This is a genomic window from Pseudoduganella sp. GW821-FHT05F09 (assembly GCF_059419605.1).
Genome location: NZ_JBWKSD010000005.1, coordinates 270,708 through 295,471 on the forward strand (window position 1 = coordinate 270,708; position 24,764 = coordinate 295,471).

A 24,764-nucleotide genomic window follows, 5' to 3' on the forward strand; every position below is an offset into this window, starting at 1 on the left:
ACGATAAAGGAGTCACCATGCTCAAGCTACACGGCGTCAGCAAAACCCACCTGGCAGGCGAAGTACAGACCACCGCCCTGGACCGCATCGACCTGCAGATCGACGCCGGCGAATACGTGGCCATCACCGGCCCCTCGGGCTGCGGCAAGTCCACTTTGCTCAGCCTCCTGGGTTTGCTGGATGTGCCCAGCAGCGGCGAGTACTGGTTCGAAGGCCAGAACGTGGCGGGATGGAGCGAAGGGAAGCTGAACGAACTGCGGCGCGGCCGCATCGGCTTCATCTTCCAAAGCTTCAACCTGATCGAAGAGCTGAGCGTGTTCGAGAACGTGGAACTGGCGCTGGAATACACCGGCATGGCCAAGGCCGAACGCAAGGCCAAGGTGACGGCCATGCTGAACAAGCTCGGCGTGCTGCACCGCGCCGGGCACCGCCCGTCGCAGCTGTCCGGCGGCCAGCAGCAGCGCGTGGCGATCGCGCGCGCGCTGGTGTCCGGCCCCGCCCTGCTGCTGGCCGATGAACCGACCGGCAACCTGGACACGGCGCACGGCGACGAGGTGATGCGCCTGCTGCGCACCATCAACGCCGAAGGCACCACGGTGGTGATGGTGACGCACTCGCCGTCCCACGCCGCGCAGGCTTCGCGCACGCTGAACCTGCTCGACGGCCGCATCATGGTCGACGCACTGCGCGCAGCATGAAAGCGGCCGACTTCCGCATCGGCTGGCGCCTGCTGCTGCAGGAGCGCGCCTATTCCGCCGTGACCATACTCGGCCTGGCCCTGGGCTTCGCGGCCTGCTTCCTGCTGATGGCCTATGTGCGTTTCAGCTTCAGCTACGACAGCCATGTGCCGCAGGCGGACCGGGTGTACGTGGCGAAGAACCGCATCAACATCCTCGAGCACGGCGGCTGGTTCGACAACACGCCGATCAATCTGCTGGCCGTGGCGGAAGGCAGTCCGCTGGCGGAGGCGGCGGCCGTGGCGTTGACCGGCTCGTCCACGCTGAGCCAGAACGGTGCTCTCAGCACCATCGAATTCCTGCTGGCCAGTCCCGCCATGCCCAAGGTGCTCGGCCTGCGCGCGCTGGAAGGCGACCTGGCCGCCGCGCTGGAACGTCCCGAGGCGATCGCCCTCACCGAGAGCAAGGCGCGCCAGTTGCTGGGCGCCGCGCGCGGCGTGCTGGGCAAGACCATCACCATGGAGGGCAAGCAGTACCAGGTGCTGGCCGTCCTGCCCGACCCGCCGGCCGCCGTCACGCTGCACTATGCGCTGCTGGCCGGCACCAACAGCCAGCTGATACCCAAGAATATGCGCAAGAGCCTGGACAAGAACGATACCTCCAACTGGGGCGGCATCGTCGCGCGCCTGTACGTGCGCCTGGCGCCGGGCGCCACGCCGCAGGCGCTGCAGCGGGTGATGCAGGAAGCGCACGACCGCTCGCCCTTTATCGCCACCCTGCCGCCGGACGTGCTGCAGCGCCTGAACGGCCGCAAGGTGTCGGACATCGCGCTGACCGCGCTGCGCGACTGGTATTTCGACCGCGAACTGGCCAGCAACAGCAGCAGCGCCAAGCACGGCGACGCCAGGCTGGTGCTGGGCGTGGCCGCCATCGGCGCGCTGATCCTGCTGCTGGCCGCCATCAACTACGTCAACCTGGCCACCGTGCGCGTGATGCGCCGGCGCGCCGAAATCGCCATGCGCAAGGTGCTCGGCGCCAGCCACGCCAGGGTGGCGGCCATGCTGATGGCCGAGTCGCTGCTGGCCAGCATGCTGGCGGCAGGCTGCGGCCTGCTGCTCGCCTGGCTGCTGCTGCCGGCCTGGGCGCAGCTGCTGAACCGGCCGCTGGCCACCGTCATGGGACCGGGCGCGGTGCTGGCGGCGCTGGCGGTGGGCCTGCTCACCGGCGTACTGGCCGGCCTTCATCCGGCCTGGCTGGCGCTGCGCGTGCGGCCGGTGCAGGCGCTGGCGGCGCGCGGCGGGCAGGAGACCTACGGCACCACCTGGCTGCGGCGCGGCGTGACCGTGTTCCAGATGACTTGCGCCATGGCGCTGGTGGCCAGCACGCTGGCCGTGGCCTGGCAGACGCGCTACGCCAGCAGCGCCAATCCCGGCTTCGATGCGCAGCCCCTGCTGGTGCTGGAACTGCCCGCGCTGATGTGGCAGGGCCAGGCGCCGCGCCAGATGCGCGACGCCTTGCTCAGGGTGCCGGGCGTGGAGGGCGTGGCCGCGTCGCCGTCGCCGGCGGGGCGCTACTACCTGGGCCTGAACAACCCGGTGCGCACCGCCACCGGCGTCTCCGCCACGCTGCAGCAGCGCTCCGTGTCGCCCAGCTTCTTCCAGGTGTACGGCGTGGCGCCGCTGGCCGGACGCAGCTTCGATCCGCAGCGCGAACAGGAGAACAACGACGACGTGGTGGTGCTCAACGCCGCCGCCGCCAAGGTGCTCGGCTTCGCGTCGCCGCAGGCCGCAGTGGGCCAGAGCGTGGCGCTGGAGAGCCGCGGCAGCGAAGTGCGGCCGGTGGTCATCGGCGTGGTGCCGGACCTGCGCTACCAGTCGCTGCGCGAATCGCCTGCGCCTGTCCTGTACCGCAACAATCTGCACGCGTCCGTGCTGACGGTGCGCTACCACGGCGACATGGCCGCGCTGGAACGCGCCGCCGATGCGCTGTGGCGGCAGTACTTCCCGGACACCATCCCCGAGATGCGCCGCGCCGCCAGCTACTTCGCCGAAAACTACGACGACGACGCCCGCCTGGCGGCCATGCTGGCGGCCGGCAGCGCCATGGCCCTGCTGCTGTCGGCCTTCGGCATCTACGTACTGGCCGCCTACAACGTGCAGCGGCGCGCGCGCGAGATCGTGCTGCGCAAGCTGTACGGCGCGCAGCGCGGCGCCGTGGCGCGCCTGCTGGGCAAGGAATTCGCCTGGATGCTGGGCTGCGCCGCGCTGCTAGGCCTGCCGCCCGCCGCGCTGGCGATACAGCGCTACCTGTCCGAGTTCGCCGAGCGCGCGCCGGTCGGCTACTGGACGCTGCTGGCGGCGCTGGGCGCCGTGCTGGCCGTCGCACTGGGCGCCACCATCCGCCACACCCTGGCCGCGCTGCGCATTTCGCCTGCGCTGGCCCTGCGCAGCTAAGGAGAAGCCATGCAAGCACAAGATTTCCGTATCGGCTGGCGCCTGCTGCTGCAGGAACGCGCTTATTCCGCCGTGTCCATTTTAGGCCTGGCGGTCGGCTTCGCGGCCTGCTTCCTGCTGCTCGGCTTTGTGCACTACTGCCTGAGCTACAACAGCCACGTGCCGGACGCCGCGCGCGTCTACTCGGTGAAGCAGCGCATCAACGTGTTCCCGCGCCCGGACTGGGGCGAGTACGCCTACCTGCCCATCCAGACCGCCGCCGAGGCCAGCGGCATGGTGGAGGCGTCCAGCATCGCCAAGCAGCTGGACCTGCCGCTGTGGAACGGCGCCCAGCGCCACCAGGCGGAACTGCGCGTGGTCGATCCGGCATTCGAAGCCATGTTCGGCTTGCGCGCGCTGGAAGGCGACGTACAGGCGGCACTGGCGCGGCCCGATGGTATCGCCCTCACAGCCACCACCGCGCGCAAGATCTTCGGCGCGGCGCCCGCGCTGAACCAGTATCTGCGCGTGCGCAAGGAGACGCTGCAGGTGCTGGCGGTGCTGGCCGATCCGCCGGCCAACGCCACCCTGCGCTACGACGGCCTGCTCGGCAGCGCCAGCGCGGCCTGGCCGGAACCGGAGCGCGGCGACCACCGCAGCAATTTCCAGCGGCGCGGCGGCATCTACCTGAAGCTCAAGCCCGGCGCGGATGCGGCGCAGATGGCGCGCCTGCTGCAAAGCGCCGTCAACGCCGATCCGCGCGACGCGGTGATACGCAATGGCCCCATGGGCAAAAAGCTCAACGGCCGCAACGTGACCGACGTGGCCATGGTGGCGATGCCGGACGTGTATTTCGACGAAGACCTGGCCTCCGGCCGCAACAGCGGCGACTACGGCCAGCGCGGCAGCGTGTTCGCGCTGGCGGGCATTGCGCTGCTGATCCTGCTGCTGGCCGCCAGCAACTACGTCAACCTGGCCACGGTGCGCACCCTGCGCCGCCAGCGCGAGATCGGCATGCGCAAGCTGCTGGGCGCCAGCCATGCGCGGCTGGTGGCGCAGTTTCTCACCGAGTCCTCGGTGGTGGCGCTGCTGGCCACGGTGCTGGGCCTGGGCTTGGCCTGGTTGTGCCTGCCCATGTTCAGCGGCCTGGTGGCGCGCCAGCTGGACAGCCTGTTCTCGCCCGCCAGCTGCGTGCTGGCCCTGCTGGGCGGACTGCTGGCCGGCCTGTGCGCCGGCATCTACCCCGCCGTGCTGGCCCTTCGGGTGCGCCCGGCGGCGGCGCTGGCCGGACGCGGCGACCACGAAACGGCGGGCGGCCTGTGGCTGCGCCGCGTGCTGACGGTGCTGCAGTTCGCCACGGCGATGGCACTCAGCGGCGCCACGCTGGCCATCGCCTGGCAGGCCGACTACGCCGCCAAGGCCGACCGCGGCTTCGACCCCGCCGGCATGCTGGTGCTGGACCTGCCGCAGGAAACCGGCAAGCCCGCAGCGGACGGCTTCATGCAGGCGCTGGCGCGCATGCCGAATGTGCGCGGCGTGGCCGCCATGTCGGAAGCGGCGGGCCGCGACGGGATGAAAATGGTGGCCACCCTGCCGGGCCGCACCGGAGAAATGGTCAGCATGGAATACCGCACCGTCAGCCCCGAGTTCTTCCAGGTGTACGGCTTGAAGCCACTGCACGGCCGCCTGTTCGACCCGGCCCGCGACCAGGTCAATTCCCAAGCGCGCGTGGTCAACGCGGCGGCGGCGCTTGCGCTGGGTTTCGCCACGCCGGAGGCGGCCGTGGGCCAGTTCCTCACCAATGGCGACCGCACGGTGCAGATCGTCGGCATCGCGCCCGAGGTGCGCTACCAGAGCCTGAAGCAGATGGCGCAGCCGGTGGCCTACCGCATCGCCCCGGCGCAGGTGCTGGCCGTGCGCACCAGCGAGGACGCGGCTGCGGCCCATGCCAGCATTGCGCCGCTGTTCAAGCAGTATTTCCCGGACAGCGTGCTGGAACTGCAATCGGCCGCCAGCCTGTTCGGCCTGGCCTATGCGGACGACGTGCGGCTGGCGCGCATGCTGGCCTCGTCCAGCCTGATCGCGGTGGTGCTGGCGGCGTGCGGCATCTATGTGCTGTCGGCCTACAGCGTGCAGCGCAGCCGCAAGGAAATCGTGCTGCGCAAGCTGCACGGCGCGGGCCGCGCCGCCATCGCCCGCCTGGTCGGACGCGAGTTCGCGGTGCTGATCGCGGCCGGCGCCGTGCTTGGCCTGCCGCTGGCGGCGCTGGCCATCCGGCGCTACCTGGCCGGCTACGTGGAGCACGCGCCGATGGGCGCCTGGCCGCTGCTGGCGGCCCTGCTGCTGGCCGCCCTGGTGGCGCTGCTGGCCACCGCGCGCCACACCCTGGCCGCACTGCGCATCTCCCCCGCCCTCGCCTTGCGCGGATAAAAAAAGGGGCGGCCAGATGGCCGCCCCTTTTTTGTGTAACGCTAAGGATTACTTTACGCTCAGCAGTTCGATGTCGAAGATCAGCGTCGAGCCGGCCGGGATCAGGGTCTGGGCGGTGAAGCCGTAGCCCAGTTCAGGCGGGATGATCAGGGTGCGCTTGCCGCCCACTTTCATTCCGACCACGCCGCGCTTCCAGCCTTCAATCACAGAACCGGTGATCATGAAGTCGAACGGCACGTTCTTGTCGACCGAGCTGTCGAACTTGACGCCGTGCTGGTCGGCCGCCGTCGGGTCGTAGATCCAGCCGGTGTAGTGCACGGTCAGGGTCTTGGTGGCGCTCACTTCGGCGCCAGTGCCCACTACTTTGTCGATAATCGTGACCTGGGCCGACGGCGACGGCTTGGTGATGCCCAGCACGGTGATCTCCATGACCAGCGGGGTGTTGGCGCCCACTTTGGCGGTGTAGGCCGGGTTGGTGTAGCTGTACACGCCGTAGGCCAGGTTGGCCGGCAGCACCAGCTGCACGGTGCCGCCCTTGCGCATGCCCAGCACGCCCTGCTCCGCACCCGGCAGCCAGCGGCCGGTGCCGATGGCGTACACGGCCGACGGCGAGCCGTCCACCTGGGCGCCGCGCGAATTGGGCTTGGTGCTGTCGTACAGGAAGGTCGAATAGCTCACTTGCACCAGGTCGTTGGCGACCACCGCGTCGCCGCTGCCGGCGGCCAGTTCGGTTTTCAGATAGGCGGGCTGCGGCGCAACGTCTTCCGTCTTGGTGGTGCTGGCTGGCGCGCCGCAGGCGGTCAGCGCCGCCACACAGGCGAGCGACGCGATCAATTGGAACATCGATTTCATGATTACCTTTGTATTGTTGAACATGTAACTGGCACTGCGCTGGCGCCGCCATCCGGGCGCCGTCGGAGCAGAAGTGTAGCAGACTGCCACAACGCCCTTTCGGGCAGAACATTCAGTTACAACTTCGCTGTCTCAAATTTCCACCTGGGTGCCCAGTTCGATCACCCGGTTGGGCGGAATCTGGTAATAATCGGCCGCCGCGCGCGCATTGCGCGACATGGTGACGAACAGGCTCTCGCGCCAGGACGCCATGCCGGCGCCCGGGGTGGAGATCACGGTCTGGCGGGCGATGAAGAAGGAGGTTTCCATCATCTCGAACTCCAGGCCGTGCTTGCCGCACAAGGCCAGCACGTTGGGAATGTCCGGTTCGTCCTTGAAGCCGTAGTGCACATTGACCTGGTAGCACTGGTGGCCGAGGTCGACGATCTTGACCTGCTCCTCCGGCGCCACCCACGGTTCTTCCACGATGTGCACGGTGATGAACACCACGCGCTCGTGCAGCACCTTGTTGTGCGACAGGTTGTGCAGCAGCGCGTGCGGCACGCCGTCGCTCTCGCCGCGCAGGAAGATGGCGGTGCCGTACACGCGCGCCGGCGGCGCCATGAACAGCGAGGACAGGAAGGCTTCCAGCGGAATGGCGTGCTTTTCCAGGTTCTTGAAGACCAGGTCGCGCCCTTCGCGCCAGGTCAGCATGATGGTCAGCAGCACGGTGCCCAGCAGCAGCGGGAACCAGCCGCCGTGCAGCAGCTTGAGCGTGGAGGCCGAGAACAGCATGATGTCGATCACGATGAAGAAGCCGGTGGCGCCGAAGCACAGCGCCAGCGGCAGGTGCCAGCGGTAGCGGATCACGAAGAAGGTCAGGATGGTGGTGCACAGCATGGTGGCGGTGACGGCGATGCCGTAGGCGCCGGCCAGCTTGTCGGACGAGCCGAAGCCGACCACGGCGATCAGCACCACCACCAGCTGCAGCCAGTTCACGGCCGGGATGTAGATCTGGCCGATTTCGCTTTCCGAGGTGTGCGTGACGCGCATGCGCGGCAGCAGGCCCAGCGCGATGGCCTGCTTGGTCATGGAGAAGGTGCCGGAGATGGTGGCCTGCGAGGCGATCACCGCCGCCATGGTGGACAAAATCACCAGCGGGTACACGCTCCAGCTGCCGAGCTGCTGGAAGAAGGGATTGGAGATGGCGTCCGGGCGGGCGATCAGCAGCGCGCCCTGGCCCAGGTAGTTCAGCGCCAGCGCCGGCATGGTGATCAGGAACCAGGCCGCGCGGATGGGCTTTTTGCCGAAGTGGCCCATGTCGGCGTACAGCGCCTCGGCGCCGGTGAAGGCCAGCACCACCGCGCCCAGCGCAACGAAGCCGCTGTATTTATTCTCCAGCATGAAGCGGAAGGCGTGCAGCGGATTGAGCGCGGCCAGGATCTGCGGCGCTTCGACGATGTTGATCACGCCCATGACGGCCAGCGCGGCGAACCACACCACCATGACGGGGCCGAAGAAGCGGCCGATGCCGGCCGTGCCGTGGCGCTGCACCGCGTACAGCGACACCAGCACGATAATGGTCAGCGGCACCACGTACTGCTCCAGCGCGGGCGCGGCCACTTCCAGGCCTTCGATTGCGCCCAGCACCGAAATGGCGGGGGTGACCACGCTGTCGCCGTAGAACATGGTGGCGCCGAATACGCCCAGCAGCAGCAGCGGGCCGTGCCAGCCGGAGCGCTTGCTCACGGAATTGAGCGCCAGCGCCATCAGCGCCATGATGCCACCCTCGCCGCGGTTGTCCGCGCGCAGCACCAGGGTGACGTATTTGAGCGAGACTATCATGGTCAGCCCCCAGAAGATCAGGGAGATGATGCCAAGCAGGTTGGGCGTGTTCAGCGCGAGCCCGTGTTCCGGGTCGAAGATGGTTTTGAGGGTGTACAGAGGGCTGGTGCCGATATCGCCATAGACGATGCCGACGGCAGCTAGCGTCAGTGCGACGAGGCTGCTTTTCTTATGTTCCGACGTCAAGATTGCACCTGAGTTTGTTCTGGTGCGTTGCACAATAGGCCAACTATCGGCAATTTGCAAGTGCATTCTGGCATGGCCGCGCTCCGCTGTTTTCGGCCTCCATTCTACCGCCGCCAGCGGCCCGGGCCGTTTTCCCGGATAATGGCAGACCCGCCGCACCCTTATTCAAACAACACCATGAACACAGGCATCCTGTACGCCGCCCTCGCGTTTTTCTGCTGGGGCCTGTTCCCCCTGTATTTCCACGCCATCGGCGAGGTGCCGCCGATTGAAATCCTGGCGCACCGCATGCTGTGGTCGCTGCTCTTCCTGGCCCTGGTGCTGACCGCGCGCGGCCAGTGGCGCTGGCTGCCGGAGGTGCTGCGCAAGCCGCGCGTGATGGCCAGTTTTGTTGCCAGCGCGATATTGCTGACCGCCAACTGGTTCGTCTATATCTGGGCCGTGAACAACGGCCACGTGATCGACGCCAGCCTGGGCTATTTCATCAATCCCCTGGTCAATGTGCTGCTGGGCCTGCTGGTGCTGAAGGAGAAGATGCGGCGCGGGCAGTGGATCGCTATCGGCATCGCCGCCTGCGGCGTGGCCTGGCTGACCTGGCAGGCTGGGCAGCCGCCGTATATCGCGCTGATACTGGGCATCACCTTCGGCGGCTACGGCCTGCTGCGCAAGACCGCCGCGCTGGCGGCGCTGGAGGGGCTGTCGTTCGAGACCATCATCCTGTTCCCGCTGGCGCTGGCCTATGTGGTCTGGCTGACCATGCACGGCCAGAACACCTTCATCAACTCGCCGCACGACAGCACGCGCTGGCTGCTGGCGGCCGCCGGCCCCATCACCGCGATTCCGCTGCTGATGTTCGCCGCCGGCGCGCGCCGCATTCCCATGGCCGTGCTGGGCATGCTGCAATACCTGTCGCCCACCATGCAGATGCTGCTGGGGGTGTGGATCTTCCACGAGGCCTTCTCGCCGGAGCGGCTGGCCGGCTTCGTGGTGATCTGGAGTGCGCTGGCGCTGTACGTGGCGGAGGGCCTGTGGACCACGCGCCGCGCGGCCGCCGCCATATAATAAGCACCCCGACAGACTAGCCAGCAACAGCCCATGACCAGCACACCACCGTTTGATCCGCCCTACAAAGCCAGCACCGTCCTGGAAGACGGCAGCGTGAAATGGATGGAGGTCCGCGCGGACGGCTCCATGGTGGAGACCAGCGCGCCGGCCGCCGCCATGCCGGAGGCCGGCTCGGCCCCCGCGCCCCGCGCCAGCCAGCCCGGCCAGTCCGGACGGGCGGTGACGGTGCTGAACGTGCCCTTCGCGGAAAAGGAAGAGGCCAAGCAGCTCGGCGCGCGCTGGGACCCCAAGCGCCGCAAATGGTATGTGCCGGCCGGCGTGGACGCGGCGCCGTTCGCCCGCTGGACCGCCTGAACCTGCTACTGAAACCCGCCCAAGGCCGCTGAAACTAGCTGTATCGCGGCGTTTGGCGTATCCTTGTTGACCTTCGTAACATATCGAGAATTTCCTAATGGCAAACTACGTCTACACCATGAACCGCGTGGGCAAAATCGTCCCGCCCAAGCGCCAGATCCTCAAAGATATTTCGCTGTCCTTCTTCCCGGGCGCAAAGATCGGCGTGCTGGGCCTGAACGGCTCCGGTAAGTCGACCTTGCTGAAAATTATGGCCGGCATCGACACCGACATCCAGGGCGAAGCGCGCCCGATGCCGGGTCTGAACATTGGCTACCTGCCGCAGGAACCGCAGCTGGACCCGAACAAGACCGTGCGCCAGGAAGTGGAATCCGGCCTGGGCGAAGCGTTCGAGGCGCAAGCCAAGCTGGACGCCGTGTACGCCGCCTACGCTGAAGAAGACGCGGACTTCGACGCGCTGGCCGCCGAACAGGCGCGCCTGGAAGCGATCATCTCCTCGTCCGACGGCGGCAACCTGAACCTGCAGCTGGAAATGGCCGCCGACGCGCTGCGCCTGCCGCCTTGGGACCAGCAGATCAGCGTGCTGTCCGGCGGTGAAAAGCGCCGCGTGGCGCTGTGCAAGCTGCTGCTGTCCAAGCCGGACATGCTGCTGCTCGACGAACCCACCAACCACCTGGACGCGGAATCGGTCGAATGGCTGGAGCAGTTCCTGGTGCGTTTCCCGGGCACCGTGGTCGGCATCACCCACGATCGCTACTTCCTGGACAATGCGGCCGAGTGGATCCTGGAACTGGACCGCGGCAGCGGCATTCCATGGAAAGGCAACTACAGCTCCTGGCTGGACCAGAAACAGGCCCGCCTGAAGCAGGAAGAAGCCACCGAATCGGCGCGCCAGAAGGCGCTGCAGAAGGAATTGGAATGGTCGCGCCAGAATCCGAAAGCGCGCCAGGCCAAGTCCAAGGCCCGCATGGCCCGCTTCAATGAGCTGAGCGAGCACGAATACCAGAAGCGCAACGAGACCCAGGAGATCTTCATCCCTGTGGCCGAGCGCCTGGGCAATGAAGTGATCGAGTTCAAGAACGTGTCGAAGTCCTTCGGCGACCGCATGCTGATCGACAACCTGAGCTTCACGATTCCCGCCGGCGCCATCGTCGGCATTATCGGCCCCAACGGCGCCGGTAAGTCGACGCTGTTCAAGATGATCACCGGCAAGGAAACCCCGGACAGCGGCGAAGTCATCATCGGCAAGACCGCCAAGGTCTCCATCGTCGACCAGCACCGCGACGCCCTGTCCGATTCCAAGACCGTGTTCGAAGACGTGACCGGCGGCGCCGACATGCTGAGCGTGGGCCGCTTCGAAATGCCGTCGCGCGCCTACCTGGGCCGCTTCAACTTCAAGGGCGGCGACCAGCAGAAGATCGTCGGCAACCTGTCCGGCGGTGAGCGCGGCCGTCTGCACCTGGCGAAAACCCTGCTGATGGGCGGCAACGTCCTGCTGCTGGATGAACCGTCGAACGACCTGGACGTGGAAACCCTGCGCGCGCTGGAAGATGCGCTGCTGGAATTCGCCGGCTCGGTGATGGTGATCTCCCACGATCGCTGGTTCCTGGACCGTATCGCGACCCACATCCTGGCCTTCGAAGGCAACTCGCAAGTGACCTTCTTCGACGGCAACTATCAGGAATATGAAGCCGACAAGAAGAAACGCCTGGGTGAAGAAGGCGCCAAGCCCAAGCGTATCCGCTACAAGCCCCTGACGACTTAATCAGGTGTAACATCAAAGGGCACGGTTTTTACCGTGCCCTTTTTATTTGGGGAGAAAAAAAAATGCACAAGACCCTCATTGCAGCAGCAGCCCTGATGGCCGCCAGCGCCAGCGCCGCGCCCCTGAGTGCGGACGCCGTCGGCCAGCTCGGCTGGCTCTCCGGCTGCTGGGCCGCCGTGGGCGCGGAAGCAGGCTCGGTCGAGCAATGGACGGCGCCGGCGGGCGGCACGCTGCTGGGCATGAGCCGCACCGTCAAGAACGGCAAGACCTCGGCCTGGGAATTTCTGCAGATACGCGAAGTGGACGGCCAGCTGGCCTACGTGGCCAAGCCGCACAGCCAGCCGGAGGCCTCATTCAAGCTGGTGAGCCTGGAGGGCACGAGCGCGGTGTTCGAGAACCCGCAGCATGACTTCCCCCAGCGCATCATCTACAAGCGCGAAGGCGACAAGCTGCAAGCCCGCATCGAGGGCACCATGGGCGGCAAAGCGAGGGGAAAAGACTTCCCCTTGCAGCGTGTAGTCTGCGAGGGGAAGTAAGGGGGATCGAGGAGATAAAGCGGATGAAGCGGATTAAGCGAGCGGCAGCTTAGAAGTTGTAACGCGCGCCCAGGGTGACGGCGCCTTTCTTGCGGCCTTGCTCGATGTCGTTCTTGCCGTAGTGTTCATACTCCAGCGACAGCGACACTTTCTGGTTGATCGCATACTCGGCTCCCACGGAGGCGTACAGATTGGTGCGGTTGCTGTCGCCCAGCGCATACGGGGCGGCCAGGCCGGTGCCGTGCACTTCATTCTTGTTGTAGGCCACGCCCAGCTTGCCGAAGGCGGACAGCTGCTCGTTGATCGGGTAGCTGCCCTTGCCTGCCACGTAGAAGGAGTGCGACTTGCTGTCGATGGCGCCGTTGTTGGCGCCTACCGAGTATTTGTAATTGGAGCTGCCGAAATCGGTGTAGCCGCCTTCAACCGCCCAGGTCTTGTCGATCTGGTAGCCGCCGTAGATCTTGCCCGACCATTCGTCGCTCTTGCGGTCGCCGTTGCTGGTGTCGTTGGCCAGGTTGTACTTGTGCTGGCTTGCCACCACGCCCACGCCGACATAGGCGGTGCCTGGTTCGGCAGCCTGGGCTGCGGAGATGCCGCCCAGGGCGGTTGCGGAGGTAATCAGTGCGAACAGAATTTTTTTCATGTTAGTGATCTTTCAGCAAAAAGTAAGGGACTTGCTTGGGATCGCAGTTCGTTGTGAAGCGCGATGTAGTGACGATAGCATTGGCAAACGCGCTACGGGCCACCGAATTGTGAGCAGATGTAATCGCTATTGAAACGCAGACGATCGCCACAAGATGGCGGAACTTAGCTTAAGAAGGGCTTAAGGAAGGTGTCAGGCGAGGATATGGCGGAAGGTCAGGTTGACGCGCGGCCCGCAGGCGGTTTTTTCCTTGTTGATGCCGTGCTTCCAGTGGTGCTGCAGGGCGCCCGCCATGACCAGCAGGCTGCCGTTGCCCAGCGCCAGCTTCACCGTTTTCGGCAGCCGCTTGTGCTTGAGGATGAAGGTGCGCGGGTCGCCGAAGCTGACCGAGGCGATGACGGGATTGCGGCCCAGCTCTTTTTCGTCGTCGCTGTGGAAGCCCATGCTGTCCTGCCCGTCGCGGTAGTAGTTCAGCAGCACGCTGTTGAAGCGCTGGCCGCTGGCCTGCTCAACGGCCTGCTTGATCTCCAGCTGCAGCGGCGTAAACGGCTGCGGCTCCAGCGTCATGCCGGAATAGCTGTAGCGCGCATCGCCGTACCAGGCGCTCAGGCGCGGCTGCAGCATCTGCTTGCCCCATAAAGTGATGGCTTCGGCGCGCCAGGCGGTTTCCGCCAGCAGGCGCTCGAGCACGGCGGCGCTGTCCTGCTGCAAGGGCAGGCGCGGCATGAAGTACAGCTCGCCGTCTTCGATGGGAATGGCGTCCAGCACGCCGGAATGCTCGGAAAAAAGGTCCATAACCGCTATCATAACCGGATGAAAAAACGACTCTTCCTCGGCACACTGGCCAGCGCCGCCACGCTGCCCGCCCTGCCCTCCGCCCGCGCCGCCGCCGCTCCCGCGCGCGGCCCCGCCCTGCTGACCGTGACCGGCGCGATTGCCAAGCCGAACCGCGGCCCTTTCGAGCCGGTGCGCGACCAGATGATGCACAAGCAAAAGCTGAGCTTCGACAAGGCGCACGCCTTCGACTTTGCCGAACTGTCCGCCCTGCCCGCTATCGCCATCAAGCCCACGCTGGAATATGACGGCAAAGCGCATGCGCTGCGCGGCCCGCTGCTGCTGGACGTGCTGAAAGCGGCCGGCGCAACCCTGGCCGACAGCGGCAAGATCGTGCTGCGCGCGGTGGACGGCTACGCGGCCACCATCACGGTGGCGCAAGCGCGGGCGCAGCGCTACATCGTGGCGACGCAGATGGACGGCGCGCCGATGGCGCTGGGCGGCTTGGGTCCGCTATGGGCGGTGTACGACGCGGACAAGGTGGCGGACATGGCGGCCAGGCCCGTGCAGGAGCGTTTCGGCTCCTGCCCATGGGCCTTGTACCATATTGAAGTGCAGGCCTGAACGGCCTGCGGGGCGCAGCCGGCTTTTAAGCGTAGGCTTCGGCCAGCGACATGACGCGCGGCGCGATGGCGATGCCGACATCGGCGAAGATCTTGGTGATCTGCGCCATGTTGGCTTCGTTTTCTTCCGGTTTCCAGCCTTTGAACAGGTCGGTGCCGTCTTTTTGGAAATGCAGGTCCAGCACCTTGCCGCGGTCCTTGTGGGTGTAGCCCGAGCTGTGGGTGTTCTGGAAACCGGCCGCAGCCAGCGCGGTCAGCACGTCGGCAGGCGGATTGTCCGGATCGGTGGCCAGGTAGACGCCATAAGTCTTGCCGGGTGGCTTGGCGGCGATATCCACTTCGTAGATGCCGGGCGCCTTCGTTACGGTCGTGCTCTTCAGAAATAACATGTTCTTGCCCCTATCTTGGCCGCCGCACCATTGAGGCCGGCATGCTCTTGTTTTCCAGTAATTAAGCTTATTGCTTCTGCCGATGTTTTACAAGGAAATCGGCAGTGAAGACCAGCAACTCACTCTATTTGTTGTGCTTTCGGCTCGCAAGTTTCTCCGTGGGCGCGACCAGCGCCTGATATAGCTCTCCCGTGGCCGCGTCCCATAGCGCAACGGCCTGCTGCTGGCGGGCCACGGTGGCCATGTCGCCGCGCGCGATGGGGCCGCTCAAGGCGGGCGCGGCGCCCAGGCGGAACACGTTCGCCACGGTCTCCGCCACCAGCGGCCGGGCCAGCTCGCGCGCCGTCGCTTCGGGGATGCCGGCGGCCTGGTAGGCGCGCAGCGCGGCGTCCAGCACGGTGGTCAGGTAGTTGCTCGCGAACACGGCGGCGGCGTGGTAAACCGTCTTGGCGGCGGCGTTGATGGCAACCGGGCGCGCGCCCATGGCCAGCAGCGCCGGCTCCAGCACGGCCAGCGCTTGCGGGTCGCCCTCGACGCCGCAGAAGGTGCCGGCGAAGGCGGCGGCCACCGCGCCGGGGTCGGCGAAGCTGCGGATGGGGTGGACGCTCGCCACGTGGGCGCCCGCGTCGCGCGCGGCCTGCAAGCGGTCCGAGGCCAGCGCGCCGCTGCAGTGGAACACCACGGCGCCTTGCAGCGGAACGGCCGCCGCCAGCGCCGCGCAGGCCGGCAGGATCTGGTCGTCGCCGACGGACAGCATGTAGACGGCGGCTTGGCGCAAGCCGGCATAGCCGCCGGCGGCCGTGCCGGCGCCGATGAAGTCCACCGCGCCTTGCGCCGATACGGGCGAGCGCGCCAGCACGTCCAGCACCGTAAAGCCCTGCTGCGCGAACAAGCGGCCCAGCGCGCGGCCCACATGGCCGCCGCCGATCACGCTCAAAGTGCGCATCAGAACCCCGATCCCGGCTGCTTGAGGAAGTCGACTTCCTCCGCCGTCGACGCGCGGCCGAGAATGGCGTTGCGGTGCGGGAAGCGGCCGAAGCGGCGTATCACCTCGTAGTGGCGCCTGGCGTAGTCGTAGGTGCCGTCGAAGCCGGTGGCCGAGGCGCGCAGCATGTCGAACAGGTCCAGCGAGCGCAGCTGCATGGACAGGCTTTCCGCATGTTCGAAGGGCAGGTAGGCGAACACGCGCTGCACCGGCGGCAAGGTCTGGTTGGCGCCGCTGTCGTCCAGCGCCAGCGCCGCCTCCAGCGCCAGGGTGTCGCCGGCGAAGGCCAGCGGCGTGCCCCGATGGATATTGCGCGTGAACTGGTCCAGCACCACGATGCGCGCCAGCGTGCCTTGCGTGCCCTCGTCGTCCCAGTGCCGCAGGCCGCCCTGCAAGGCCTGCGCCACCAGGTCGCCGAACTGTGCGCGGATTTGCGCGTCGAAGGCGTCGTCCTTGCGGAACCATTCGGCGCGCTGGGTGTTGTGGCCCTTCACGCCTATCGGCAAAAACCAGAAATCCAGTACGTCCTGTGCTGTCGTCAACACCATCACACTATTCCTCAGTTGCGCGCATGGGAAACCTGGAACCCTTCCAGGCCCTCGAACTGCGCCATTTCCGCCGCCAGCTCGGACATGGACGCGCCCGAACGCTTGCTCAGCGCGATGGCGACAAAGCGCCATTCCTGCATGCCCTTGTCGCTGGCGATCATCATGGACCCGCCCGCGATTTCATAGCCGCGCTTGAGCGCAATAGCGCGCAGCGCGGCCTCGTTGGGCACATAGCCCGCCCTGAAGCGCATGGTGAGCGCCACCGCGTGGCGCGACGGCAGCCAGGCCTCCAGCTTGGACAGATAGATCATCGACATCGAACACATGAAGGCCAGGCCCATGGCGCCGAGATAGAAGCCCACCCCTATCATCACGCCGATGGCCGACGAAGCCCAGATGGAGGCGGCCGTGGTCAGCCCGCTGATATTGAAGCCTTCGCGCATGATGACGCCCGCGCCCAGGAAACCGATGCCGGTGACGATGCCCTGGATAACGCGGGTGGGATCGGTGCCGATCACGCTGCCCACGTGCGCCATATGCCCGCCGTACCAGAACGAGGGATAGCCGGAGATCACCGTCAGCGCGCAGGACGCCATGCACACCAGGCCGTAGGTGCGCATGCCCGCCGCTCGGCCATGATAGGAGCGTTCGTAGCCGACCAGCAGCCCCAGCAGCAGGGCGCCGAGGATATTCAGCAAAACAATGCAATTGGTGGCCAGTTCGCTGGCGGACCAGTAGGCGTCGAGCAGGGCGTTGGAAGGCATGGCCGTCCCCAGGTTATTGTTCGGTTTTATGGTTCGGTTTTTTTGCTCAGCTGCTTTTCAAACGCGACGTCCAGCTTGCTCATGCGCTGCACTTTCTGCGGCCCCTGCGCGTTGACGAAGGCGACGAACTCGTCCAGCTCCATCGGCGCGCACAGCGGCGGCTGGCCGGGGCCGGCGGTGAGGAAGAAATGGCCGCTGCCGGTGCGCGACATGGTGTACAGCTTGTTGCCGCTGCGCTCTTTCAAACGGTCGAGCGCATTGCTGGCACGGGTGGAACGGGACGAACTCATACTGCCTCCGTGCGGGTATGCAGCCAGGCCAGCGCATCGCCGGCCAGGTGCGGGGCCAGGCGCTGGCGCACCGTGGCGTGATAGTCGTTGAGCCAGGCGCGCTCGTCCCCGCGCAGCAGCGCGTGGTCCAGGCAGCGCGTGTCGATGGGGCACAGGGTCAAGGTTTCAAAGCGCAGGAAGGGGCCGAATTCGCCGCTGTCCGCAGGCTGGTTCAGCACCAGGTTCTCGATGCGGATGCCCCAGCGGCCCGGCCGGTAAATGCCGGGCTCGATGGAGGTGATCATGCCGCGCTCCATGGCCGTGTGCGGCTCCGGCATGGCGGACGGCGAAATCGACTGCGGGCCTTCATGCACGTTCAGGAAAAAGCCCACGCCGTGGCCGGTGCCGTGGCCGAAATCGATGCCGGCCGCCCAGATCGGCGCGCGCGCGATCGCGTCCAGCATGGGCGACTTGGTGCCTTGTGGGAACTTGGTGGCGGACAGCGCGATCATGCCCTTGAGCACCAGCGTGAAGTCGCGCCTATGCTCGGCGGTAATGGCGCCCACCGGCACCACGCGCGTGATATCGGTGGTGCCGCCCAGGTACTGGCCGCCGGAATCGATCAGCAGCAGGCCGTCGCCTTCGATCACGGCATGGCTGGCCTCGGTGGCGCGGTAGTGCATGATGGCGCCGTTGGCCTTGAAGCCGGCGATGGTGCCGAAGCTGGGGCTGACGAAATGCGGGCGGCGCGCGCGGGCGGCGGTGATGTGGGTGTTGATGGCCACTTCGGTCAGCGGCTCGCGCTGCGGATTGGCCAGGGTTTGCTCCAGCCAGCAGAAAAATTCGCACAGCGCCGCGCCGTCCTGCTCCATGGTGGCGCGCACGTGCGCGGCTTCGGCGTCGGACTTGCGGGACTTGGCCAGCGTGGTGGGATTGACCGCCTCCAGCACCGCCGCGTTCGCGGGCAGCGCCTGGCGCGTGCCGTAGGTGACGCGGCGCGGATCGAGCAGCACCGGGCCGTCCGTGGGGAGCGCGGCCAGCGCGGCGGCGAACGCGGCGTAAGGGACCAGGTCCACGCCCTCTTCCGCCAGGCGCGCGGCCAGCCCGGGCGGCACCTTGCCTTCGGCCACGAATAATGTGGCGCGTACCGTACCGATGAGGGCGTGTGCCAGGAAAACCGGGTTGTAATTCACGTCCGCGCCGCGCAGATTGAACAGCCAGGCGATGTCGTCCAGCGTGGAGATCACGTGATGGCTGGCGCCGTGCGCGGCCATCGCGGCGCGCAGGTCCGCCAGTTTGTCGCTGCGGCTGCGGGTGGCGTAGGGCGGCAGCAGTTCATAGACTTGCGCCGCCGGCAGGCTGGGACGGCCGTGCCAGATATCGCCCAGGAGGTCGCGCTCCGTGCGCAGCGCAACCTGCTTCGCCGCCAGCGCCTGCTCCAGCAGGCGGGCCACGGCCAGGCCCAGCACCGCGCCATCGACCGCCACGGTCTGGCCGGGCTGCATGTGCGCGGCCAGCCAGTCCACATACTGCACGCTGGCGCCGGACGCGATTTTCATCAGCTCTATGGTGGAGCCCGCCAGTTCAGTCTCGGCCTGGGTCCAGTAGCGGCCGTCGGTCCACACGCCGGCAAAATCGGCCGTGATGATGAAGGTGCCGACCGAGCCGGTAAAGCCCGACAGCCATTCGCGGCCCTGCCAGTGCTGCGGCAAATATTCGGAAAGGTGCGGATCGGCGGACGGCACCATGAAGGCGTCTATCTGCCGCTCGCGCATGGCCGCGCGCAAGGCGGCGAGACGGCCGGCGATGGTGGAAAGTTCTGAGTTGGGCATGAGCAAAGTGAAGCTGTCGACTTGGCTCTATCATACTCCGCCTGCAACGCTGCTGGTTTGCAATACAATCAAGTATCCAAGAGAGAGAAACATGATACCAAACGAAGTCCGAAGTGAAATCATGAACCGCCTGGCAGCGGCTGAACGCGAACATGGTGTCCGCATTTTGCTGGCGGTGGAATCAGGTAGCCGGGCTTGGGGCTTTGCTTCGCCCAATAGCGACTACGACGTGCGCTTCATCTATGCTAGGCCGGCGGATTGGTATCTCGCGGTTGATCTGGAAGAGCGGCGCGACGTTATTGAATACCCTATTGTCGACGATATTGATTTGAACGGGTGGGATATCCGCAAGGCATTGCGCCTATTCTGGAAATCCAATCCAACTTTCGTCGAATGGATAAAGTCGCCGATTAACTATATCGAAACCGGCTCCTTCGCCTCTGTTGCCCGCACGCTGCTGCCGTCGATCTACTCGGTAGAACATGGCATCCACCACTACCGCAGCATGGCCAAGACTAACTACCGAGGTTACTTACGGGCGGACATGGTGCCACTGAAGAAGTACTTCTACGTACTGCGGCCGCTGCTGTCCGTGAAATGGCTGGAACGCTACGGCACTGCAGCTCCAATTGAGTTTCATAAACTGCTGCATTTGCTGGATGACCAGCCGCAACTGCTGCGGGACATAGATCTGCTACTTGAGAAGAAACGGGCAGCACCTGAGCTAGGCTTGGAAAAACCGGTGGCTAATCTGAATAACTATATCGAAGAGGAATTGGCGCGGCTAGACAACACCCCAGTCAGGCGTTCCAGCCGTGACAGCGCAATTGATGGGCTCAACTCATTGTTCCACGCCACACTACGCGAGTAATCCGTCAAGTCAATGCAAGGTGCGGCGCTCGCCTGGATAGGTCATGCCGGGCTCGAGTTCAGGGGCGCGGCGGCGGTCCTCGCCGGGCCAGCCGCTTAGCTCGCTGCGTCCGGACGCATCCGGGGCTGGCAGCAGGCGGGGATTCTCCTTCTGATGGGAGAGGAGGTAGTAGCCGGCCAGCGCCAGTCCGGTCACGCCCACCACGCGCATCAATCCCCACCGCGCCACGGCCGCCGCAGCGCCGCGCAACACCAACATTTCGCCGATCCGGCGTGCCAGGGTATCCATGCTATTCCCTCCAGGTGAGTGACACCCACAGCTTATACCAACTGCCGGCAACGCTGTGTGATGCCACTAACACTGCCGGCAGCCCGAACCGCGCAGAGCTTGCGCTTGGCCAATACCTGTTTGCAGACAACTGGTGTAATCAGTGCTCAGCTTGTTCAACCCTGCACGCGCCGCTATATTGACCATGATTGCTACCTTCCGGCACAAAGGCTTGCGGAAATTTTTCCAATCCGGCGTTACGGCAGGTATCCAGCCGGCGCACGCACGTCGATTGAACACTCTTCTGGCCGCACTCAATACTGCAAATAAGCCCTTAGACATGGACATATCCGGATTCCGGTTACATCCGCTGCACAATACGCAGCCCCAGCGCCAGTCCATGTCAATGCAAACTGGCGCATGACCTTTGCCTTCGAGGATGGCAACGCACAGACAGGCGATTACGAGGATTATCACTAATGCAAATGTACGACCCGCCATCCCCAGGGGAATTCATCAAGGAAGTGTACTTGCAGCCGACTGGCCTGAGTGCCGGTGAATGGGTACGATCACTCGGCATGCCTTCCGCGATATTGAACAACATTTTGAACGGTAGCCAGGACATTAATCCTGAGATAGCAATCATGCTGTCGCAGTCGCTAGGGCGCTCGCCGGAAAGCTGGTTGCGGATGCAGGAGATTTATGATGCTTGGCTGCGGAGGATTTCTGTCGCGGGGAATATTGCCAAGTGATAATATCTTGGCATGCACAAATCTAAGAAATTCCTCCTCGCTGGTATCACCCTGCTGCTGATAGGCGCGATTTTTGATCTGTTTTCGGGACTGATCAGCGGCAATATGACGGAGCTGCTGACCAGCGCCGGATTTTTCGCCATGGCGGGCTCGTATGTGCTGAACTGGCCCAAGGGCCACCCTGCCGGGCAGCCGATCGCGCTGGACAAGCCGAACAAGCCCGCCCTCGCGCTGACGTTGATTGGAACTGTGCTGCTGCTGGTGGCCTTCGGCCTGCGGCGCGGCTGGTTTTAAGTCTCCGGCGCTTCGAAACGCCGCAAGCCCTCCAGGTCGAGGATGCGGATGCCGCCATAGTCCAGGCGCAACAGGCCCTGCTTCTCCAGCACCTGCAAAGCCTGGTTGGCGCGCTGGCGCGACGCGCCCGACAGCAACCCGATTTCCTCCTGCGAAATCTGCACCAGCTTCTCGATCCCCGGATACAACAGCGAGTTGAACAGCCCCGCCAGGCAGCGCGCCACGCGCGTGTCGATGTCGAGCAGGCGGTCGTTTTCCACCATGCCGATGAACTGCCCCAATCGTTCGTTGAGCTGCATCAACAAAAAGCGCGTAAACGGTAGACTTGTTTCCAGCAGCCAGTTAAAAGTATCGGCCGGCATGCGCGCGATGCGGCTGTCGCGCAGCGCCATGGCGTCGTATTTGCGCGGCTCGTTCTTCAGCAGGGAGCCTTCGCCGAACCAGCCTCCGGGCGGGACGCCGGTGAAGGTGACGCTTTTGCCGGACGGCGAAAAATTGTTCATCTTCACCATGCCGGCAATGATGCCCACCCAGTTGTCGACCACCTCGCCCTTGCGGCACACAAAGCCGCCTTTCGGCACGAACGTCTCGTAAGTGTCGGCTTCCACCCGTGCCATTTGCTCGGGCGTGAGCGCCTGCGCCCAGATGGCGGAGCGCAGCGCTTCTTTAAGGGTAGGTGGCTTGTTTGTCATTGTTGCATAGCAACATTAAAATATGGATGAATTGTCACCGAAAAGACAACGTGTGTCTGAAACGCGAGCTACTATCATCACACACATCGAAGAAAAATCGAAGAAAAGGCACACCCCTCGCTCGCAACGAGTCACGAAGGAGACAAAGGTGCAAAAAGATCTGGACACATTCCCGCGCCGCTTGCTGCAGCATGGGAAAGCGAGAGCGCACAAGCCTGCGTTCCGCGAAAAGTACTTGGGCATCTGGCAGACCTGGACCTGGGGCCAGGTCAACGAGGAAGTGCGCGCCCTGGCCTGCGGCCTGGCCGCGCTCGGCTTTGAGCGCGGCATGAACCTGGCCGTGATCGGCGACAACCGTCCGCGCCTGTACTGGTCCATGCTGGCGGCCCAATGCCTGGGCGGCGTGCCGGTGCCGCTGTACCAGGACGCGCCCGCCGCCGACATGGCCTATGTGCTGGAAAACGCCGAGATCCGCTACGCCATCGTGGAAGACCAGGAGCAGGTCGACAAGCTGCACGAGCTGGCCGAGCTCTATCCCCACATTGAGCACATCGCTTACGACGACGAACGCGGCATGCGCCACTACACGCACAAGGAACTGATCTCCTTCGCCAAGCTGCAGGAGCTGGGCCGCGACTACGACAAAGCCCACCCCGGCTTCTTCGACGCCGCCGTGCAGGCCGGCCGGTCCGGCGACACCGCCATCATCCTGTACACCTCCGGCACCACCGGCCGCCCGAAAGGCGTGTGCCAGACCCACGCCGCCTTTATCGAAGCGGGCGAAGGCGGCGTGAGCTTCGAGAACCTCACCGACGACGAAAACGTGCTGTCCTACCTGCCCATGGCCTGGGTGGGCGACTGCCTGTTCTCGGTGGCGCAGGCCATGGTGGCCGGCTTCACCGTGAACTGCCCCGAATCGGGCGACACCGTGATGACGGACATGCGCGAGATCGGCCCCACTTTCTACTTCGCCCCGCCGCGCGTGTTCGAGAACATGCTGACCACGGTGATGATACGGATGGAGGACGCGGGCGCCCTCAAGCAGCGCATGTTCCACTACTTCATGGACGTGGCGCGCCGCAGCGGCGCCGACATCCTGGACGGCAAGCCGGTGCCGGCGGGCGAGCGCATCAAGTACGCGCTGGGCCGCTTCTTCGTCTACGGCCCGCTGAAAAATGTGCTGGGCATGTCGCGCGTGCGCGTGGCCTACACGGCGGGCGCCGCCATCGGCCCCGACCTGTTCCGCTTCTACCGCTCCATCGGCGTGAACCTGAAGCAGTTCTACGGCTCCACCGAAACCTGCGCCTACATCTGCCTGCAGCCGGACCGCAACATCAAGTTCGACAGCGTGGGCCTGCCCGCGCCTGGCGTGGAAGTGAAGCTGGCGTCCAACGGCGAGGTGCTGGTGAAGTCCGCCTCCACCATGCACTGCTACTACAAGCGCCCCGATGCCACCGCCGAAGCGCTGGACGAGCAAGGCTATTTCCACACCGGCGACGCGGGCGTGTTCGACAGCGAAGGCCACCTGAAAATCATCGACCGCGCGGCCGACGTGGGCAAGATGCAGTGCGGGACCATCTTCGCGCCCAACTACATCGAGAACAAGCTGAAGTTCTTCCCCTTCATCAAAGAGGCGGTGGCTTTCGGCCATGAGCGCGGCCACGTGTGCGCCTTCATCAACATCGACATGGAAGCGGTGGGCAACTGGGCCGAACGGCGCGGCATCGCCTACTCGGGCTACACCGACCTGGCCGGACTGCCGCAGACCTATGAGCTGGTGCGGGAGTGCATAGAGAAGGTCAACGCCGACCTGGCCACCGAAGCGCTGATGGGCAACACGCAGATCAAGCGCTTCCTGGTGCTGCACAAGGAGCTGGACCCGGACGACGACGAACTGACCCGCACCCGCAAGGTGCGCCGCAAATTCGTGGCCGAGAAATACGCGGTGCTGATCGACGCGCTCTACTCCGGCAAGGCATCGCAATACATCGAGACGCAAGTCAAATTCGAGGACGGCCGCGTGGGCACGGCGGCTGCCGACCTGCGCATCCAGGACAGCAAGACTTACCCCGTCGTGGGTAAGGCGGCGTGAGCGTGATCGAGGAGACCCCCATGCAAATGAACGAACCCGACGCGCTGCTGCGCGCCACGCGCCGTATCGGCCCGGTGATCCTGGACCTGAAGAACATCTCGCTGTCCTTCGGCGGCGTGAAGGCGCTCACCGACATTTCCTTCGACGTGCGCCAGCATGAAATCCGCGCCATCATCGGCCCCAACGGCGCGGGAAAAAGCTCCATGCTCAACGTGATCAACGGCGTGTACCGCCCGCAGCAAGGGGCCATCATCCACAAGGGCCAGCAGCGCAAGGGCATGGACTGCTACGGCGCCGCCAAGTCCGGCATCGCGCGCACCTTCCAGAACATTGCGCTGTTCAAGGGCATGACGGTGCTGGACAACATCATGACCGGCCGTAACCTCAAGATGAAGTCCAACTTCCTGATGCAGGCCCTGTACTGGGGGCCGGCGCGGCGCGAGGAGATTGCGCACCGCGTGAAGGCCGAGGAGATCATCGACTTCCTGGAAATCCAGGCCATCCGCAAAACGCCGGTAGGCCGCCTGCCCTACGGCCTGCAGAAGCGCGTGGAGCTGGGCCGGGCGCTGGCCGCCGAACCGGAGATACTGCTGCTGGACGAACCCATGGCCGGCATGAACGTGGAGGAGAAGCAGGACATGTGCCGCTTCATCCTCGACGTGAACGACCAGTTCGGCACCACCATCGTGCTGATCGAGCACGATATGGGCGTGGTGATGGATATCTCGGACCGCGTGGTGGTGCTGGACTACGGCAAGAAAATCGGCGACGGCACGCCGGATGAAGTGCGCAGCAACCAGGACGTGATCAACGCTTATCTCGGCACGCATTAAGGGGCTGCGCCATGA

The 24,764-nt window shown here is 65.2% G+C and carries 26 protein-coding genes; 14 read left to right on the forward strand and 12 right to left on the reverse strand.

What is annotated here, in order from left to right:
- Positions 1 to 17: 17 nt before the first annotated feature.
- The 3 genes from AC07S4_RS18025 to AC07S4_RS18035 are packed head-to-tail and all read left to right on the forward strand — an operon-like array spanning position 18 to position 5,539.
- A complete protein-coding gene (locus AC07S4_RS18025) occupies positions 18 to 698 on the forward strand; it encodes an ABC transporter ATP-binding protein (RefSeq protein ID WP_161070162.1) in 681 nt (226 codons plus the stop codon).
- Complete coding sequence (locus AC07S4_RS18030) at positions 695 to 3,130, forward strand: ABC transporter permease (protein WP_494987971.1); 2,436 nt, start codon at positions 695 to 697, stop codon at positions 3,128 to 3,130. Before AC07S4_RS18025 ends, AC07S4_RS18030 begins: the two co-directional genes overlap by 4 nt.
- A 9-nt stretch (positions 3,131 to 3,139) precedes the next feature.
- Positions 3,140 to 5,539 (forward strand): ABC transporter permease, encoded by a 2,400-nt coding sequence (locus AC07S4_RS18035; RefSeq protein ID WP_494987972.1) that lies wholly within the window; start codon positions 3,140 to 3,142, stop codon positions 5,537 to 5,539.
- A 48-nt stretch (positions 5,540 to 5,587) separates the two neighbouring features.
- Here the strand turns inward: AC07S4_RS18035 and AC07S4_RS18040 are convergent, their stop codons facing one another.
- Positions 5,588 to 6,391, reverse strand: coding sequence for an FKBP-type peptidyl-prolyl cis-trans isomerase (locus AC07S4_RS18040; RefSeq protein ID WP_494987973.1), 804 nt, complete (start codon positions 6,389 to 6,391; stop codon positions 5,588 to 5,590).
- 132 nt (positions 6,392 to 6,523) lie between these two features.
- Positions 6,524 to 8,401 carry a potassium transporter Kup gene (locus AC07S4_RS18045; protein WP_494987974.1) on the reverse strand — a complete coding sequence of 626 codons (1,878 nt, stop codon included), beginning with the start codon at positions 8,399 to 8,401 and terminating at the stop codon, positions 6,524 to 6,526.
- 177 nt (positions 8,402 to 8,578) lie between these two features.
- On the opposite strand from AC07S4_RS18045, the gene rarD reads away from it, so the two are divergent.
- From rarD to AC07S4_RS18065, 4 genes are all read left to right on the forward strand, one after another.
- A complete protein-coding gene (gene rarD / locus AC07S4_RS18050; protein ID WP_494987975.1) occupies positions 8,579 to 9,463 on the forward strand; it encodes an EamA family transporter RarD in 885 nt (294 codons plus the stop codon).
- A 33-nt stretch (positions 9,464 to 9,496) separates the two neighbouring features.
- The gene (locus tag AC07S4_RS18055; RefSeq protein ID WP_494987976.1) at positions 9,497 to 9,820 is read left to right on the forward strand and encodes a DUF5710 domain-containing protein; all 324 of its coding nucleotides are present in this window, start codon (positions 9,497 to 9,499) and stop codon (positions 9,818 to 9,820) included.
- A 97-nt stretch (positions 9,821 to 9,917) separates the two neighbouring features.
- Positions 9,918 to 11,585, forward strand: coding sequence for an energy-dependent translational throttle protein EttA (ettA, locus tag AC07S4_RS18060; RefSeq protein ID WP_161070168.1), 1,668 nt, complete (start codon positions 9,918 to 9,920; stop codon positions 11,583 to 11,585).
- 62 nt (positions 11,586 to 11,647) lie between these two features.
- Positions 11,648 to 12,121 carry a DUF6265 family protein gene (locus AC07S4_RS18065; RefSeq protein ID WP_494987977.1) on the forward strand — a complete coding sequence of 158 codons (474 nt, stop codon included), beginning with the start codon at positions 11,648 to 11,650 and terminating at the stop codon, positions 12,119 to 12,121.
- Between the two features lie 49 nt (positions 12,122 to 12,170).
- Here AC07S4_RS18065 and AC07S4_RS18070 read toward each other — a convergent pair whose 3' ends face one another.
- Positions 12,171 to 12,764: an outer membrane beta-barrel protein gene (locus tag AC07S4_RS18070; protein ID WP_494987978.1), complete on the reverse strand. Its 594-nt coding sequence runs from the start codon at positions 12,762 to 12,764 to the stop codon at positions 12,171 to 12,173.
- Positions 12,765 to 12,956: 192 nt separating this feature from the next.
- Positions 12,957 to 13,559, reverse strand: coding sequence for an alpha-ketoglutarate-dependent dioxygenase AlkB family protein (locus AC07S4_RS18075; protein WP_494987979.1), 603 nt, complete (start codon positions 13,557 to 13,559; stop codon positions 12,957 to 12,959).
- A gap of 18 nt (positions 13,560 to 13,577) precedes the next feature.
- On the opposite strand from AC07S4_RS18075, the gene AC07S4_RS18080 reads away from it, so the two are divergent.
- Positions 13,578 to 14,162, forward strand: coding sequence for a putative pterin-binding protein (locus AC07S4_RS18080; protein WP_494987980.1), 585 nt, complete (start codon positions 13,578 to 13,580; stop codon positions 14,160 to 14,162).
- 25 nt (positions 14,163 to 14,187) lie between these two features.
- On the opposite strand, the gene AC07S4_RS18085 is transcribed toward AC07S4_RS18080, so the two are convergent.
- The 6 genes from AC07S4_RS18085 to AC07S4_RS18110 form a co-directional block, all read right to left on the reverse strand.
- Positions 14,188 to 14,550, reverse strand: coding sequence for a hypothetical protein (locus AC07S4_RS18085; protein WP_161070173.1), 363 nt, complete (start codon positions 14,548 to 14,550; stop codon positions 14,188 to 14,190).
- A 124-nt stretch (positions 14,551 to 14,674) separates the two neighbouring features.
- Positions 14,675 to 15,496 carry a Rossmann-like and DUF2520 domain-containing protein gene (locus tag AC07S4_RS18090; protein WP_494987981.1) on the reverse strand — a complete coding sequence of 274 codons (822 nt, stop codon included), beginning with the start codon at positions 15,494 to 15,496 and terminating at the stop codon, positions 14,675 to 14,677.
- Positions 15,496 to 16,083, reverse strand: a complete 588-nt coding sequence (locus AC07S4_RS18095; RefSeq protein WP_494987982.1) for a DUF924 family protein — start codon at positions 16,081 to 16,083, stop codon at positions 15,496 to 15,498. Before AC07S4_RS18095 ends, AC07S4_RS18090 begins: the two co-directional genes overlap by 1 nt.
- A gap of 11 nt (positions 16,084 to 16,094) precedes the next feature.
- Positions 16,095 to 16,847 (reverse strand): MgtC/SapB family protein, encoded by a 753-nt coding sequence (locus AC07S4_RS18100; protein WP_494987983.1) that lies wholly within the window; start codon positions 16,845 to 16,847, stop codon positions 16,095 to 16,097.
- A 26-nt stretch (positions 16,848 to 16,873) separates the two neighbouring features.
- Positions 16,874 to 17,137 carry a hypothetical protein gene (locus AC07S4_RS18105; protein ID WP_494987984.1) on the reverse strand — a complete coding sequence of 88 codons (264 nt, stop codon included), beginning with the start codon at positions 17,135 to 17,137 and terminating at the stop codon, positions 16,874 to 16,876.
- Positions 17,134 to 18,948: an aminopeptidase P family protein gene (locus AC07S4_RS18110; protein ID WP_494987985.1), complete on the reverse strand. Its 1,815-nt coding sequence runs from the start codon at positions 18,946 to 18,948 to the stop codon at positions 17,134 to 17,136. Before AC07S4_RS18110 ends, AC07S4_RS18105 begins: the two co-directional genes overlap by 4 nt.
- Here AC07S4_RS18110 and AC07S4_RS18115 point away from each other — a divergent pair.
- Positions 18,947 to 19,819, forward strand: a complete 873-nt coding sequence (locus AC07S4_RS18115; protein ID WP_494987986.1) for a nucleotidyltransferase domain-containing protein — start codon at positions 18,947 to 18,949, stop codon at positions 19,817 to 19,819. The two genes, AC07S4_RS18110 and AC07S4_RS18115, sit on opposite strands and share 2 nt — an antisense overlap.
- A gap of 9 nt (positions 19,820 to 19,828) precedes the next feature.
- Here the strand turns inward: AC07S4_RS18115 and AC07S4_RS18120 are convergent, their stop codons facing one another.
- The gene (locus AC07S4_RS18120; RefSeq protein ID WP_494987987.1) at positions 19,829 to 20,107 is read right to left on the reverse strand and encodes a hypothetical protein; all 279 of its coding nucleotides are present in this window, start codon (positions 20,105 to 20,107) and stop codon (positions 19,829 to 19,831) included.
- A 184-nt stretch (positions 20,108 to 20,291) separates the two neighbouring features.
- Here AC07S4_RS18120 and AC07S4_RS18125 point away from each other — a divergent pair, with 184 nt between their 5' ends.
- Genes AC07S4_RS18125 through AC07S4_RS18135 form a run of 3 tightly spaced genes read left to right on the forward strand, consistent with a single transcriptional unit; the run spans position 20,292 to position 21,132 of the window.
- Positions 20,292 to 20,510 carry a type II toxin-antitoxin system RelE/ParE family toxin gene (locus AC07S4_RS18125; protein WP_494987988.1) on the forward strand — a complete coding sequence of 73 codons (219 nt, stop codon included), beginning with the start codon at positions 20,292 to 20,294 and terminating at the stop codon, positions 20,508 to 20,510.
- Positions 20,511 to 20,565: 55 nt separating this feature from the next.
- Positions 20,566 to 20,838 carry a HigA family addiction module antitoxin gene (locus AC07S4_RS18130; RefSeq protein WP_494987989.1) on the forward strand — a complete coding sequence of 91 codons (273 nt, stop codon included), beginning with the start codon at positions 20,566 to 20,568 and terminating at the stop codon, positions 20,836 to 20,838.
- A gap of 12 nt (positions 20,839 to 20,850) precedes the next feature.
- Complete coding sequence (locus tag AC07S4_RS18135; RefSeq protein ID WP_494987990.1) at positions 20,851 to 21,132, forward strand: hypothetical protein; 282 nt, start codon at positions 20,851 to 20,853, stop codon at positions 21,130 to 21,132.
- Here AC07S4_RS18135 and AC07S4_RS18140 read toward each other — a convergent pair.
- Positions 21,129 to 21,824: a Crp/Fnr family transcriptional regulator gene (locus tag AC07S4_RS18140; protein WP_494987991.1), complete on the reverse strand. Its 696-nt coding sequence runs from the start codon at positions 21,822 to 21,824 to the stop codon at positions 21,129 to 21,131. The genes AC07S4_RS18135 and AC07S4_RS18140 overlap by 4 nt on opposite strands.
- Positions 21,825 to 21,972: 148 nt before the next feature.
- Between AC07S4_RS18140 and AC07S4_RS18145 the strand changes: the two genes are divergently transcribed.
- Entirely contained in the window at positions 21,973 to 23,916 is a 1,944-nt protein-coding gene (locus tag AC07S4_RS18145; RefSeq protein WP_494987992.1) for an AMP-binding protein, read from the forward strand.
- A gap of 20 nt (positions 23,917 to 23,936) precedes the next feature.
- Complete coding sequence (locus AC07S4_RS18150) at positions 23,937 to 24,749, forward strand: ABC transporter ATP-binding protein (protein WP_161070184.1); 813 nt, start codon at positions 23,937 to 23,939, stop codon at positions 24,747 to 24,749.
- The last annotated feature ends 15 nt before the right edge of the window (positions 24,750 to 24,764 follow it).

Bases quoted from the DNA above. Each gene is read 5' to 3' on its own strand.
- AC07S4_RS18025 (WP_161070162.1), top strand. From the start codon at position 18: ATGCTCAAGCTACACGGCGTCAGCAAAACCCACCTGGCAGGCGAAGTA.
- AC07S4_RS18030 (WP_494987971.1), top strand. From the start codon at position 695: ATGAAAGCGGCCGACTTCCGCATCGGCTGGCGCCTGCTGCTGCAGGAG.
- AC07S4_RS18035 (WP_494987972.1), top strand. From the start codon at position 3,140: ATGCAAGCACAAGATTTCCGTATCGGCTGGCGCCTGCTGCTGCAGGAA.
- AC07S4_RS18040 (WP_494987973.1), bottom strand. From the start codon at position 6,391: ATGAAATCGATGTTCCAATTGATCGCGTCGCTCGCCTGTGTGGCGGCG.
- rarD (WP_494987975.1), top strand. From the start codon at position 8,579: ATGAACACAGGCATCCTGTACGCCGCCCTCGCGTTTTTCTGCTGGGGC.
- AC07S4_RS18055 (WP_494987976.1), top strand. From the start codon at position 9,497: ATGACCAGCACACCACCGTTTGATCCGCCCTACAAAGCCAGCACCGTC.
- ettA (WP_161070168.1), top strand. From the start codon at position 9,918: ATGGCAAACTACGTCTACACCATGAACCGCGTGGGCAAAATCGTCCCG.
- AC07S4_RS18065 (WP_494987977.1), top strand. From the start codon at position 11,648: ATGCACAAGACCCTCATTGCAGCAGCAGCCCTGATGGCCGCCAGCGCC.
- AC07S4_RS18070 (WP_494987978.1), bottom strand. From the start codon at position 12,764: ATGAAAAAAATTCTGTTCGCACTGATTACCTCCGCAACCGCCCTGGGC.
- AC07S4_RS18075 (WP_494987979.1), bottom strand. From the start codon at position 13,559: ATGGACCTTTTTTCCGAGCATTCCGGCGTGCTGGACGCCATTCCCATC.
- AC07S4_RS18080 (WP_494987980.1), top strand. From the start codon at position 13,578: ATGAAAAAACGACTCTTCCTCGGCACACTGGCCAGCGCCGCCACGCTG.
- AC07S4_RS18085 (WP_161070173.1), bottom strand. From the start codon at position 14,550: ATGTTATTTCTGAAGAGCACGACCGTAACGAAGGCGCCCGGCATCTAC.
- AC07S4_RS18090 (WP_494987981.1), bottom strand. From the start codon at position 15,496: ATGCGCACTTTGAGCGTGATCGGCGGCGGCCATGTGGGCCGCGCGCTG.
- AC07S4_RS18095 (WP_494987982.1), bottom strand. From the start codon at position 16,083: ATGGTGTTGACGACAGCACAGGACGTACTGGATTTCTGGTTTTTGCCG.
- AC07S4_RS18100 (WP_494987983.1), bottom strand. From the start codon at position 16,847: ATGCCTTCCAACGCCCTGCTCGACGCCTACTGGTCCGCCAGCGAACTG.
- AC07S4_RS18105 (WP_494987984.1), bottom strand. From the start codon at position 17,137: ATGAGTTCGTCCCGTTCCACCCGTGCCAGCAATGCGCTCGACCGTTTG.
- AC07S4_RS18115 (WP_494987986.1), top strand. From the start codon at position 18,947: ATGAGCAAAGTGAAGCTGTCGACTTGGCTCTATCATACTCCGCCTGCA.
- AC07S4_RS18110 (WP_494987985.1), bottom strand. From the start codon at position 18,948: ATGCCCAACTCAGAACTTTCCACCATCGCCGGCCGTCTCGCCGCCTTG.
- AC07S4_RS18120 (WP_494987987.1), bottom strand. From the start codon at position 20,107: ATGGATACCCTGGCACGCCGGATCGGCGAAATGTTGGTGTTGCGCGGC.
- AC07S4_RS18125 (WP_494987988.1), top strand. From the start codon at position 20,292: ATGATTGCTACCTTCCGGCACAAAGGCTTGCGGAAATTTTTCCAATCC.
- AC07S4_RS18130 (WP_494987989.1), top strand. From the start codon at position 20,566: ATGCAAATGTACGACCCGCCATCCCCAGGGGAATTCATCAAGGAAGTG.
- AC07S4_RS18135 (WP_494987990.1), top strand. From the start codon at position 20,851: ATGCACAAATCTAAGAAATTCCTCCTCGCTGGTATCACCCTGCTGCTG.
- AC07S4_RS18140 (WP_494987991.1), bottom strand. From the start codon at position 21,824: ATGACAAACAAGCCACCTACCCTTAAAGAAGCGCTGCGCTCCGCCATC.
- AC07S4_RS18150 (WP_161070184.1), top strand. From the start codon at position 23,937: ATGCAAATGAACGAACCCGACGCGCTGCTGCGCGCCACGCGCCGTATC.